Origin of the sequence: Tersicoccus solisilvae (assembly GCF_014643255.1) — a bacterium.
GTDB lineage: Bacteria > Actinomycetota > Actinomycetes > Actinomycetales > Micrococcaceae > Tersicoccus > Tersicoccus solisilvae.
The window spans coordinates 40,899-53,528 of sequence record NZ_BMJI01000021.1 but is presented as its reverse complement, the minus strand read 5'-3'; the positions used below and the strand labels follow the sequence as shown (position 1 = coordinate 53,528).

At 71.7% G+C, this 12,630-nt stretch carries 9 protein-coding genes; 2 read left to right on the top strand and 7 right to left on the bottom strand.

Annotation, left to right across the window (positions count from 1 at the left end):
- Positions 1-117 precede the first annotated feature (117 nt).
- Together IEX22_RS13435 and IEX22_RS13430 are read right to left on the bottom strand one after the other, a co-directional pair.
- A complete protein-coding gene (locus IEX22_RS13435; protein WP_188668909.1) occupies positions 118-948 on the bottom strand; it encodes an alpha/beta fold hydrolase in 831 nt (276 codons plus the stop codon).
- 7 nt (positions 949-955) lie between these two features.
- On the bottom strand, positions 956-2,449 hold the full coding sequence (locus IEX22_RS13430) for an amino acid permease (protein ID WP_188668908.1): 1,494 nt from the start codon (positions 2,447-2,449) through the stop codon (positions 956-958).
- 238 nt (positions 2,450-2,687) lie between these two features.
- Here IEX22_RS13430 and IEX22_RS13425 point away from each other — a divergent pair, with 238 nt between their 5' ends.
- Positions 2,688-3,152: an Lrp/AsnC family transcriptional regulator gene (locus IEX22_RS13425; RefSeq protein ID WP_188668907.1), complete on the top strand. Its 465-nt coding sequence runs from the start codon at positions 2,688-2,690 to the stop codon at positions 3,150-3,152.
- A 100-nt stretch (positions 3,153-3,252) separates the two neighbouring features.
- Here the strand turns inward: IEX22_RS13425 and IEX22_RS13420 are convergent, their stop codons facing one another.
- On the bottom strand, positions 3,253-4,530 hold the full coding sequence (locus IEX22_RS13420) for a YihY/virulence factor BrkB family protein (protein ID WP_229660038.1): 1,278 nt from the start codon (positions 4,528-4,530) through the stop codon (positions 3,253-3,255).
- Positions 4,531-4,644: 114 nt separating this feature from the next.
- On the opposite strand from IEX22_RS13420, the gene IEX22_RS13415 reads away from it, so the two are divergent.
- Positions 4,645-5,451, top strand: coding sequence for a transglutaminase-like domain-containing protein (locus IEX22_RS13415; protein ID WP_188668906.1), 807 nt, complete (start codon positions 4,645-4,647; stop codon positions 5,449-5,451).
- Positions 5,452-5,463: 12 nt separating this feature from the next.
- Here IEX22_RS13415 and IEX22_RS13410 read toward each other — a convergent pair whose 3' ends face one another.
- The 4 genes from IEX22_RS13410 to IEX22_RS13395 form a co-directional block, all read right to left on the bottom strand.
- Positions 5,464-5,967: a MarR family winged helix-turn-helix transcriptional regulator gene (locus IEX22_RS13410; RefSeq protein WP_188668905.1), complete on the bottom strand. Its 504-nt coding sequence runs from the start codon at positions 5,965-5,967 to the stop codon at positions 5,464-5,466.
- Positions 5,954-9,235, bottom strand: a complete 3,282-nt coding sequence (locus IEX22_RS13405; RefSeq protein ID WP_188668904.1) for an efflux RND transporter permease subunit — start codon at positions 9,233-9,235, stop codon at positions 5,954-5,956. The genes IEX22_RS13410 and IEX22_RS13405 overlap by 14 nt, the downstream gene beginning before the upstream one ends.
- Positions 9,236-9,293: 58 nt before the next feature.
- Entirely contained in the window at positions 9,294-10,778 is a 1,485-nt protein-coding gene (locus tag IEX22_RS13400; protein ID WP_188668903.1) for a malate:quinone oxidoreductase, read from the bottom strand.
- Positions 10,779-10,850: 72 nt separating this feature from the next.
- Positions 10,851-12,521, bottom strand: a complete 1,671-nt coding sequence (locus tag IEX22_RS13395; protein ID WP_229660037.1) for an ABC transporter substrate-binding protein — start codon at positions 12,519-12,521, stop codon at positions 10,851-10,853.
- Positions 12,522-12,630: the final 109 nt, after the last annotated feature.

Here is a 12,630-nt window from a genome sequence, read left to right as displayed (position 1 = left end):
CACTTCTACAATCACCATCGACCCCACACCGCAACCGGAGGCCAACCACCCATCACCCGACTGAACAACCTCCCTGGACATCACATCTATTGACGACCTGGCACGAAGAAACGGAGGTCAGGCGAGGAACGCCGTCGCCGCGTCCTTGAAGGCCCGGCTGGTGACGGCGGTGAGGTGATCCCGGCCGGGGATCCGCAGGGTCTCGGGGTGACCGCCGGCGTCCTCGAGCAGGGTCACGAGGTCGCCCATGCCGGCCGCGAGCTCGTCGTTCTCGCCCGCGACCAGGAGCACGGGCTGGCGAGGCACCATCGTCTCCGGGTGGTACGGCTCCTGCTGGGCGGCGTGGATGAACGCGAGGATCGGATCCATGGGGTTGCCGGCCGCCTGGGCCATGGAGAGGAACATCCGCGTCTCGTCGTGCGCGATGCCGGTGCCGGAGGCCAGGTGCGCGCGGGCGCTGGCCAGGTCGAAGGCGACGAAGCGGTCGTTGGCCGCGGCCCCGCCGAGCACGATCCGGCGCACGAGTTCGGGCTGGGCCGCGGCCAGTTCCCACGCCAGCCGGGCGCCGAACGAGTAGCCGATCAGATCGGCACCGCCGCCGTCGGGCCCGATCGGGCGGACGTTCTCCTGGGCGAGGATCTGGAGCAGGTCGGCGCGGATCCGGGACGGTAGGCACGCCTCGACCGGGGCGACGCCGGACCGGCCGTGCCCGGGCAGATCCACGGTGAGCACCGTGCGACCCGCCCGCGTCAACTCCCGGACCCAGCCCGGTCGCTCCCAGTTCAGCTCCGACGACGACGCGAAGCCGTGGAGGAGCAGCACCGGAGGGCTGTCCGCCGCGACCGAGGTCTCCGGTGAGAAGCGTTCGACGTGCAGCCGGGCGTCGACCCCCTCGACCACCTCGTGGTTCAGGACGTGCTCCGTGGCGGGCTGGTGGGAATCGCTCATGCCTCCATCATGCCCGGCCAGCGGCGGACCGGTCCCCGTCGTCCACCGCGTCCGGAACCGTGACGGCGCGGCCGTGAGCGGTCTGCCGCCGGTTCCACGCCCAGCAGCCGAGCGCGATGGCGGCCGTCAGCCCGGCGGTCGCGAGGAGCTGGAGGCGGGCGGCGGGATCGAGCAGGGCCAGCACGACGATGCCGGCGAAGAGGACGCAGGCGAGGCCGGTGAGCCAGGGCCACGCCCACATCCGCAGCGGCAGGTCGGTCCCCTCCCGCTCGGCGCGGCGGCGCAGGATGACGTGCGAGGCGATCGACGAGCCCCAGATCACCAGGATGGTGGCGCCGACCAGGTTGAGCAGGACGTTCAGCACCGTCTCGGGCCACAGGTAGTTGGCGAGGACGGCGAGGAAGCCGAAGGCGACCGACGCGAGCACCGCGGGCACGGGCACCCGGTGGGCGTTGACCCGGCCGAACACCGCGCCGGCCTGGCCCCGGCTGGACAGGGAGAAGATCATCCGCGAGGCGCCGTAGAGGTTGGCGTTCAGGGCCGAGAGCAGGGCGATCACGATGACGATCGTCATGGCGGTCGTGGCCCAGCCCACCCCGGCGAGCTCGAGCACCGCGACGAACGGGGTGGCGGCGAGCAGCGGTGAGTCCCACGGCAGCACGGTGACCATGACGAACACCGAGCCGATGTAGAAGACGAGGATCCGCCACAGCACCGTGCGGATCGCGCGGGCGACGTTGCGCCGAGGCTCCGCCGTCTCGGCCGCCGCCACGGTGACGATCTCGGTGCCGCCGAACGCGAAGATGACGACGAGCAGGCCGGCCGCGACGCCGGCCAGTCCCTGGGGAGCGAAGCCGCCGTGGCCCAGCAGATTGCTCAGCCCGGGCGCGGGCACGCCGGGCACGACGCCGGCCATCAGGGCCAGGCCGAGGGCGAGGAACACGACGATCGCGGCGACCTTGAGCACCGCGAACCAGAACTCGAACTCGCCGAAGCGCGCGACACCGGTGAGATTGACGGCCGTGAAGAGGACCATGAACGCCAGCGCCAGCACCCACTGCGGCACGGCCGGCACCAGGGTGGTCAGCAGGGCCGCGGCGGCGGTGGCCTCGGCCGCGATGACGACGACCAGCTGGACCCACCACATCCAGCCCACCGTCGCGCCGGCGACCGGACCCATCGCGCGGTGCGCGAAGACCGAGAACGCCCCGCTGGACGGGTGGGCGGCGGCCATCTCGCCGAGCATGCGCATCACGAGGATGACGAGCAGGCCCGCGAGGGCGAAGGAGATCAGCACGGCCGGGCCGGCCACGGCGATGCCGGCGCCCGTGCCGACGAACAGGCCCGCGCCGATGGCGCTGCCCAGGCTCATCATGATCAGTTGTCGCGGTTTCATCGACCGGCCCAGGTGGGTCGACCGGGTCGGCGACGGGGCGGGACGACGCGGGGCGGCCGCGGGGTCGGCGTGCGAGACGGGGGCGGTCGGGCGGGTGGTGCTCATGCGGTCTCCTGAGCGGCGGGAGTGCCGTGCGGTCGTGGGTGTCGGCGCGTGCGCGCGGTCGGCGCAGCACCCGGCACGTGATCCTAGTCACGCCGCCGTCCGGTGTGCCATTCGTGCGCACCTGGATGAACAGGATGAGCACTAATCGCGCCTCTGTGCGGGTTTGCGCTGTACAGTTCGACCAGTGCGGCGGCGATCCGGTCGTCGCGTTGTCATCTCGGGGCACTGGAGTCAGGACATGGACGCACTGGACGGTCGAATCATCACGCTGTTCACCGCCGAACCACGCGTGTCGGTGCTCGAGGCCGCCCGCCGGCTCGGCGTCGCGCGCGGCACGCTGCAGGCCAGGCTCGCCCGGCTGGAGGCCGAGGGGGTCATCGCCGGCTGGGCGCCGACGCTGAATCCGGCGGCCTTCGGCTTCCCGGTCAGCGCGTGGTGTTCCCTGAGCGTGCGGCAGGGCTCGAACGCGCAGGCGGTGGAGGCGCTCAGCGCCATCGACGAGGTGCAGTCCATCCACCTCGTCACCGGCCCGAGCGACCTGATGGTGCGCGTGGTCGCCCGGGACAACCCCGACCTGCAGCGCGTCATCGAATCGATGCAGGCCACCGGGCTGCTGCTGCGTTCGACGACGGTCGTGGTGCTCACCTCGCCGGTCGAGGCCGGGCGGGCGGCCCGTCTTGCCGCCGTCGCCACCGCCGGCTGACGGACGACGGACGACGGACGACGGACGACGGACGACGAGAGGGCCCGGCGACCGCGTGGCGGTCACCGGGCCCTCCCATCGACGCCGACGGGTCGGTGGGTCAGACGTCCTCGCGCCGGGTGCCGTACTGGTGGCTGCCGGGCTGGTGCTTGAGCACCGCGTCCGGGACGACCGTCGCGCCGGGCTTCTCGTCGGCATCCCGGTCGCCCTTGCCGTGCTTGCCCGAGTCCCGGCCACCCTTGCCCGAGCCCGTGCCCGCGTCGGAATCCTTTCCGGACCGCGCGCCCGCCGCCGCGCCGGGTGCGCCGTTCTGCTCGCTCTCCTCGCGCAGCTCGCGGCCCTGTTCGACCAGGTTCTCCGTCTTGGCGGCCACCTTGTCGGACTGCTTGGTGTCCCGCGGCGGGAGCTGGATGGTCTCCTCCGCGACGATGCCGGCCTGCAGCTGCCGGCCGCGTTCCAGCTCGGCGTCGAACTCGGCGCCGAAGAGCAGCGAGATGTTCGCGATCCAGATCCACAGCAGGAAGATGATGACGCCGGCGATGGACCCGTAGGTCTTGTTGTAGTTGCCGAAGTTGCTCACGTAGAACACGAAGAGCAGCGTCGCGATGATGAGCACGACGACGGCGATGATCGCGCCGCCGGAGACCCAGCGGAACTTCGGCGGCTTGACGTTCGGGGTGGCCCAGTAGAGCACCGCGACCGCCAGCATGACGAGGACGAGCATCACGGGGATCTTGGCGATGTTCCAGACCGTCACGGCCGTGCCGCCCAGGCCGATCACGTCGCCGATGCGCTCGGCGATGGGGCCGGAGACGACCAGCATCAGCCCGGCGGCGGCGACGATGACGACGAGGATCAGCGTCACCAGCAGCATCATCGGACGGAGCTTCCAGATCGGGCGGCCCTCGTCGATCTCGTAGATCCGGTTCATCGCGCGGCTGAAGCCGCCGACGTACCCGGAGGCGGACCAGAGCGCGCCGAGAATACCGACGACGAGCGTGATCCCCGCACCCGTGGAACCGGTCAGCTCCTTGAGGATGTCCTGGGCCGGCGTGATGGCCTCGTTGCTGAGGTACGGCCGGACCAGGTCCAGCATGGCGTTCGTCGTCGCCTCGGCCTGCCCGACGACGCCGAGCAACGACACGACGGCCAGGATGGCCGGAAACAGGGCCAGGACGGCGAAGTACGTCAGGCCGGCCGCCAGATCGGTGCACTTGTCCTTGGAGAACTCGCTCAGGGTCCGCTTGAACACGTACCCCCACGACGGCTTGGCGACGTCCGTGGGAGAGTCGGGTTTGCGGTCGTCCTCCGGATCAGGCGCATTCGCCCTGCCGCGCGCGGTCTGCGCGTCGTCGTCGGTCGGGGTGGTGGTCGCCATGGTCGCTCCTGGTCCGTCGAGGGAGACCGCGCAACCGCGATCACCCGGGCAGTGAGATCGTTGTCTCAGGCTAGTACACACTGATCACCCTGCTGACGACCCACCGGAGGTTCCATGACACGCGAGGTGTCCGCTCACATCACCGGCCAGGTCGGTGACGGCACGCGACTTGTGTTCGCCGTCGCCGCCGTCGACAATGCCGGCTACGACCGGTTCGAGGAGGACCTGCGGATCACGGTGGACGGCCGGCAGCTCGACGTCACCGAGATCCGCGAGAGCCACGGGGGCCGCCTGCACACGGTCACGGCACCGGACTCGGGCGAGGTCGTCCTCGACTACCGGGCGCGGATCGAGGGCCGGTCCACCGTCGAGCCGGTCCGGGAACTCGAGCTGATCGAGTACCTGCGACCGAGCCGGTACTGCGAGTCGGACACGCTGATGCCGACCGCGGTGGCCGAGTTCGCGCAGCTGCGCGGCACGGAGCTGCTCGACGCCGTCACCCGGTTCGTGCACCGCGAACTCGCCTACGTCTCCGGCTGGAGCCGACCCACCGACGGCGCGGTGTCGACGCTGCTCAGCCGCCGGGGCGTGTGCCGGGACTTCGCGCACCTGGCGATCGCCCTGCTGCGGGCCCGCAACGTGCCGGCCCGGCTGGTGGCCGTCTACGCGCCCGGGCTGACGCCGATGGACTTCCACGCCGTGGCCGAGGCGTTCGTGGACGGGTCCTGGTACCTGCTGGACGCGACGCGGATGGCGCAGCGCCACCAGGTCGTGCGCATCTCGACCGGCCGGGACGCGGCGGACACGGCCTTCCTCACCGCGATCGACGGCCCGTTCACCTTCGGGCAGCTCGCGGTCACGGCCACCGCCGACGGCGACTGGCCGGCGGACACCGGCGCCGCCGACGTCGTCATCGGCTGAGGCGGCCGGGAGTCAGCCCAGCGGCGGCAGGCCCGCGCGCAGCCGGTCGGTGAGGGCGGCGAGGGCCTCCATCTCCTCCCGGGAGAGGGCGGCGGCGAACAGCCGTTCGATGGTGCGCACGTGGACGCGGCCCACCTGGCGCTGCATCGCGGTGCCCGCCGGGGTGAGCCGGATCTGGACGCCGCGGGCGTCGTCGGCGGCGCGGCGGCGTTCCACCAGACCGCGGTCGTCCAGCCGGTCGAGCATGCGGCTCAGGCTCGGCTGGCTCATCAGCAGGTGGGCGTTCAGCTCGTGCTGCCGGATCCAGCCGTCGCACCGGGACAGGTTGAACAGGACGTCGTACTCCCGCATGGTCAGCGTGGCGAACGCGTCGTCGGCCAGCAGGTGCCGCATCACCTCCACCTGCGCGCGGAACAACGACTCCCACGCCACCACGGAGGTGCGCAGGTCGGAACGCCCGGACGGGGACGGGTCGCCGTCCGGCGTCGGCCGCGCGGTCCCGTCAGTCGGCGGCATGGCGTCCCCGATGTCCGTTCGAGGCCGCCGCGCCCGCCGGGGCGAGCAGCCCCGCGCCCGCCGCGGAGCCGGCGCCGGTGATGCGGTGGGGCTCCTCCGCGCCGGCCGGCTGCCCGCGCCGCGCGGCCCGGCGTTCGCGCCAGCCCTCGAGCAGCCGGTACAGCACCGGCACGAGGATCAGGGTCAGGGCGGTCGAGGAGATCAGCCCGCCGATGACGACGACGGCGAGGGGCTGGGAGATGAACCCGCCGCCGCCGGTGAGCCCGAGCGCCATCGGGATCAGCGCGAAGATGGTGGCCAGCGCCGTCATCAGGATCGGCCGCAGCCGCCGTCGGGCGCCGGTGGTGATGGCGTCCGCGAGACTCATCGCCGGGCGGTCCGGCCCGGGCCGGCGGTACTGGTTGATCAGGTCGATCAGCACGATGGCGTTGGTGACGACGATGCCGACGAGCATCAGCAGCCCGACGAGGGAGGCCAGGCCCAGCGGGATCTGCGTCGCCACGAGCAGCCCGATCGCCCCGGTGGCGGCGAACGGCACGGAGACGAGCAGGATCAGCGGCTGGGCGAGGGACTTGAACGTGGCGACCATGATGACGTAGACGATCGCGATGGCCGCCAGCAGCGCGAGCCCGAGCTGCTGGAACGAACTGGCCTGCTGCACCGCGGCACCGCCGATGGCCGCCTCGGCGCCGGTGGGCAGGTCGAGGGTCGCCAGCCGGTCCTGCACGCTGCGGCTGACCGCGCCGAGATCCGTGCCCGCCGGGGTGACGGAGACGACCGCGGTGCGCTGACCGGAGGAGACGGTGATGCTGGTGGCCACCTGCTCCTGGCTGACGTCCGCGAGCCGGCTGAGCGGGACGGTGGTGGGGCCGGCCGGGATCGGCAGGTTCCGCAGCGTGGCGACGCTCGTCAGCGCTGGCGGATCGCCGATCTTGACCTGGTAGTCCGTGTCGTTCAGCCGCACGGTACCGCCGGGGATCGGGGAGAGCCGGGCGGCGAGGATGCCGGCCAGGGCGTTCTCGTTGACGCCGAGGCGGGCCGCGGCGGCCCGGTCGACCCGCACCTGGACGACCGGCTGGTTCGCGGCCAGGTTGCTGGAGACGTCCCGTGCGTCCTGCACCCCGGTGAGCCCGCGCACGACGACGTCGTTGGCCTTCGCCAACAGGTCCGACGTGGGCGCGGTGACCGTGACGTTCACGGTGCTGCTGGTGCCGAAGCCGCCGCTCTGGGTCGACAGGGTGACGGTGCCGACGTCGGGCAGCCCCGTCACGGCCCGCCGGACGGTCTCCCGCAGGTCGGTCTGGTTCCGCTTCTCGTCCGTGATGACCGTGTACTGGGCGGTGGACGCCCCGGCGGTGAGGAACGCCGACAGGCCGCCGCTGGCGTTGCCGATGTTCACCTGCACGGTGCGGACGCCGTCGATGCCGCGCAGCGTCGACTCGACCCGCTCGGCCGCGTCGCTCGTGGCCTGCAGGCTGGTGCCGGCCGGCAGGGACTGCTTGATCGAGAAGCTGTTCTGCCCGCTGTCGCCGAGCAGGTTGGTCTTCATCAACGGCAGCATCAGGGCGGTGATGGCGAGGATGAGCGCGGCGGCGGCGACGGTGATGACGGGGTGGCGCTGCGTGCCGCCGAGGATCGGCAGGTAGGCCCGCTGCAGCCACGGCAGCCGGTCGCCGCGGCCCCGGTCCTCCCGCGGGCCGGCGACGGTCGATCCGGTGCCGTCGGCGGCCGCGACGGTCGACCCGTCGGCACTCGAGACCCGGGTGGTGCGGTCCCGGCCCCGACGCGCCGGCCGGTCCCCGAGGAACCAGTAGGCGAGCACCGGGACGATGGTCAGGGCCACCAGCAGAGAGGCGAGCAGCGCCATCGTGACCGTGAGCGCGAACGGGCGGAACAGCTCGCCCGCGAGGTCGCCGACGAAGGCGATGGGCGCGAACACGGCGACCGTCGTCAGGGTCGAGGCGGTGACCGCACCGGCGACCTCGCGGATCGCCTCGAGGATGGCCTGCAGCTTCGCCTGCCCGTACTCGAGGTGCCGCTTGATGTTCTCGATCACGACGATCGAGTCGTCCACGACCCGGCCGATGGCGATGGTCAGGGCGCCGAGGGTCAGGATGTTGAGCGAGTACTTCAGGCCGGTCATGCCGATGAACGTGATGAGCAGCGACAGCGGGATCGAGATGGCCGTGACCAGGGTGGAGCGGACGGAGAGCAGGAAGACGAGGATCACCAGCACCGCGAAGCCGAGCCCCAGCAGGCCCTCGGTGGTCAGGTCCTTGATCGACTTCTCGATGAAGGGGGCCTGGTCGAAGACCGTGGTGAACCGGGCGCCGCCGCCCACCTCGGCCTGCACCTGCGGCAGCAGGTCGCGCACCTGGTGCGAGATGCTGACGGCGTCGCCCTCGGGCTTCTTCGTCACCGCGACCGACAGGGTCGGCTCGCCGTCGGTGCGGGTGATCGACGTCGCGGCGTCGTCGGTCAGGGACACGGACGCGACGTCGCCGATGGTGACCACCCGCGGGTCCCGGCCGGAGACCGGCAGCGCGCGGACGGCGTCCAGCGACGCGATGGGGGACCCGAACTGCACGTCCAGGGCCTGGCTGCCCTGCCGCACCGTGCCGGCCGGCAGGAGGTCGCCGTTGTTCTGGAGGGCGTCGCGGATCGCGGTGACGGAGAGCCCAGCCCGGGCGAGCTTCGCGTCGTCGGGCAGGACCCGCACGGACTGGGTGGCGCCGCCCGCGACGTCGGCGGACCGGACACCGTCGATCTTCTGCAGCTTGGGCACCGCGGCCGTGGTCAGCCGCTGCCGCAGGGCGCTGAGCGACTCGTCGTCGGAGGAGACGGCGAGGTAGACGATCGGGAGGTCGGAGATGCTGCCCGTGATCGACTGCGGGTTCGCGTCGTCGGGCAGCTGGCGGCGGGCGTTGGAGATGGCCCGGTCCACCTGGCTGCGGGCGCGGTCCAGGTTGGTGCCGTAGACGAACTGGAGGTTGATCGTCGAGACCCCGGAGCGCGACGTCGCCGTCGACGAGTCCAGGCCCTCGACGGCGTTGAGCGCGGCCTCGAGCGGCTCGCTGACCTGCTTGTCGATCACCTCCGGACTGGAGCCCGGCATCGACGTGATCACCGAGACCTGCGGGAACTCGATCGACGGGATGAGCTCCTGCTTCAGGGAGGTCATCGTGATCACCCCGAACACCGAGGCGAGCACGGTGACCAGCGCGATCAGCGCCCGGTTGGCGAGCGAGAGGTGGGCGAGGCGGAACACGGTGGTCCCTTCGGTGCGGAGCCGAGCCCCGGGCACGCGCGGCGTCCGGGGCGGTGGGTCAGGCGAGCGCCAGAGCGCGGTTGGTGGCCTCGAGCACCTCGTCGGCGAGCTGCGGGTCGTCGTTGAGCTTCCGGCCGTACGAGGGGATCATCTCGGTCAGCTTCGAGGCCCAGCGATCCGCGTAACCCGGGAACGAGCGCTTGAGCAGGTCGATCATGATCGACGTCGCGGTGGAGGCACCCGGGGAGGCGCCCAGCAGCGCGGCGATGGACCCGTCGGAACTGGTGACCAGCTCGGTGCCGAACTGGAGCACGCCGCCCCGCTTGGCGTCCTTCTTGATCACCTGGACGCGCTGGCCCGCGGTGATCAGCTCCCACGACGCCGGATCGGCCTCGGGGTAGAACTGGCGCAGGCTGTCGTCCTTCGCGGACCGGGACTTGAGCACCTCGGTGACGAGGTACTTCGTCAGGTCCATGTTGTCCTTGGCCACCGCGAGCATCGGGACGATGTTGCTCGTCCGGATGGACAGCGGCAGGTCCAGATAGGTCCCGGTCTTGAGGAACTTTGTGGAGAACCCGGCGTACGGCCCGAACAGCAGGGAGCGCTCGCCGTCCGCGAACCGGGTGTCCAGGTGCGGCACCGACATCGGCGGGGCGCCGACGGAGGCCTGGCCGTAGACCTTGGCGTTCTGCTGGTCGGCGATGGCCGGGTCGGTGCAGCGCAGGAACTCACCGGAGACGGGGAACCCGGCCAGGCCCTTGCCCTCGGGGATGCCGGAGCGCTGCAGCAGGTGCAGGGCCCCGCCGCCGGCGCCGATGAACACGAACCGGGCGTCGACCGACGTGCGCTGCCCGGTCAGGCGGTTCTTGACGGAGACCTGCCAGCGGCCGTTGGTGCCGCGGGTGATGTCGGTGACCTCGTGGCCGTACGCGACCTCGGCGCCGTTCTCGGCGAGCTTCGCGGTCAGCTGGCGGGTCAGCTCGCCGAAGTTGACGTCGGTGCCGCCGACCACACGGGAGGCGGCGACCCGCTCACCCCGGGGACGGCCGGCCATGGTCAGGGGTGCCCACTGGGCGATGACGTCGGGGTCCTCGCTGTGCTCGATGGTCTCGAACAGCTTGTTCGGCTTGAGCGCCTCGTATCGGGTCTTCAGGTAGCGGGCGTGGTCCTCGCCGAACACCAGGCTCATGTGCGCGACGGGGTTGATGAAGCTCTTCGGGTCGGCGAGCACGCCCGTCTGAAGCAGGTGGGACCAGAACTGCCGGGAGAGCTGGAACTGCTCGTTGATGACCAGCGCCTTGTCCGCGCTGACCGATCCGTCCTTCGCCTGCGGCGTGTAGTTCAGCTCGCACAGGGCGGAGTGACCGGTGCCGGCGTTGTTCCACGGGTCGGAGCTCTCGCTGCCCGCCCGATCCAGCCGCTCGAACATCCGGATCGTCCAGGTGGGCTCGAGCTGCTGCACCATGGTGCCCATCGTCGCGCTCATCACGCCCGCCCCGATGAGGACGACGTCGGCCTTCTCGGTGACTGGTTCTCCGGACATTGACAACCCTCCATCAGCAGTATTGCTCGCTTGACGAGACTACCGTCTGGCACCGAGCGCTCCGAACCGCGCTCAGTTCAGGCGGATGGCGTTGAACACCTCGTTGTAGGTGGAGGAGACCGGGTAGGAGGCCACGCGGGGCGAGACGGCGAGCGCGGAGACGGGGAAGGCGAGCGGGACCGCGGGGACGTCCGAGGAGACCTGCTCGGCGATGTTCTGGTAGGCGGCGGTGCGGTCGGCGCCGTCCGGCAGGGTCCGGGCGCGGGCGACCTTCGTCTCCACCTGGGCGTTCCGGTATCCCAGTTCGGGTGTCGCGGCACCGAAGAGCGGGCCGACGAAGTTGTCAGGGTCGCGGTACGCGCCCGTGAGCCCGAGCAGGTGCAGCCCGTGACCGGCGCCGGTGACGACGTCGTCGGCGTACCCGTCCGCCCAGGCGATCGGCACCGGTTTGATGGTCAGCCCGATGACCGTCAGCTGCCGGGCGATCTCGGCGTAGACCTTCTCCGGGGCCGGCAGCCACGGCAGGGTGGCGTTGCGCGGGTAGTAGAACGGGATCGCCTGACCCCGGTAGCTGGAGGCGGCGAGCAGCTGCTTGGCCCGGGCGACGTCCGTGTCGTACCGCTGGACGTTGTCGCTCGTGACCGCGAGCCGCGGCGGCACGAACTGGTTGGCCGCATCGGTCCCGTCGATGAAGTAGTTGCGCAGCAGGGTCTGCCTGTCGATGGCGTAGGCGATGGCCTGGCGGACCCTGAGGTCGGAGAGCGGGCCGAACTCCTGGTTGATGCCGAGATAGGCCACCGAGTAGGGGTCGCGCTGGATGATCTGCTGTCCGGCCTGGGCGAGCGGCGCGAACGCATCGCGCGTGACCCCGTCGAACCCGTCGACGGTGCCGGCACTCAGCGCGGCCAACCGCTGCAGCGGGTCGCGGATGGTCCGGAACGTCAGGGACCGGATCTGCCCGCGTTCGCCCCAGTAGCGATCGAACGAGGTGAGCACGACGTCCTGCCCGGTCCAGGCGGCGAACCGGTACGGTCCCGTGCCGACCGGGTGCTGCCCGAACGCGGAGATCGCCCGGCCGGCGCGGCGCTGCGTCAGCTGGTCGGCCGCCAGCGACGTCAGCGAGGCCGGGGACGCGATCGCGAAGGCCGGGGCGCTGAGCGCCTTGAGCAGGGTGGGGAAGCGGTCGTTCAGGGTCAGCGTCACCTTGCCGGTGCCCTGCGCGGTGCAGCCCCGGTAGACCGACAGATCGGGCTGGTCCGCGTAGGCACCGAAGACGTTCTTGAAGGTCAGGGTCGCGCGGCCGGTGCGCAGCGAGACGGGCAGGGTGTACCAGCGCTGGAAGTTCGCGCACACGGCGGCCGCGGTGAACGCGGTCCCGTCGTGGAAGACGACGTCCGGGCGCAGGGTGAAGGTCCACGCCCGGCCGTCCGCGGACGTGGTCCAGGACTGGGCCAGGGCCGGTTTCGGCTCGGCGGTGCTCGGATCGGCGGTGACGAGTCCCTCCATCACCTGCCGGCTGACACGGGTCGCCTCCACGTCCCGGGTCAACGCCGGGTCGAGGCTCGAGGGCGCCGCCGGGGTGGCGAACACGAACGACGCCGACGGACCGGTGGGGGACGCGGACGTCGACGGGGGCGGGGTGGGCGGGGTACCCGTGCAACCCGCGAGCAGCAGGCCGGCCACGGCGGCACCGGCGACGGCCAGGCGTCCCTGCGCGCGGCGTCGTCGTGCTGGGCGCGGCACCGTCCGCCTCCTCTCGCGTCGGGGCGCCCGACCGGCGAACGGCCCGGTCAGGCGCGTGCGGGTGGGCGGTGGATCAGGCGCCAGTGTAGCCCAGCGGCCACGCCGGCCC

Coding starts and splice junctions, on each gene's coding strand:
- IEX22_RS13425 (WP_188668907.1), top strand. CDS start 2,688: ATGGACGCACTGGACGGTCGAATCATCACGCTGTTCACCGCCGAACCA.
- IEX22_RS13430 (WP_188668908.1), bottom strand. CDS start 2,449: ATGAGCACCACCCGCCCGACCGCCCCCGTCTCGCACGCCGACCCCGCG.
- IEX22_RS13420 (WP_229660038.1), bottom strand. CDS start 4,530: ATGGCGACCACCACCCCGACCGACGACGACGCGCAGACCGCGCGCGGC.
- IEX22_RS13410 (WP_188668905.1), bottom strand. CDS start 5,967: ATGCCGCCGACTGACGGGACCGCGCGGCCGACGCCGGACGGCGACCCG.
- IEX22_RS13415 (WP_188668906.1), top strand. CDS start 4,645: ATGACACGCGAGGTGTCCGCTCACATCACCGGCCAGGTCGGTGACGGC.
- IEX22_RS13400 (WP_188668903.1), bottom strand. CDS start 10,778: ATGTCCGGAGAACCAGTCACCGAGAAGGCCGACGTCGTCCTCATCGGG.
- IEX22_RS13435 (WP_188668909.1), bottom strand. CDS start 948: ATGAGCGATTCCCACCAGCCCGCCACGGAGCACGTCCTGAACCACGAG.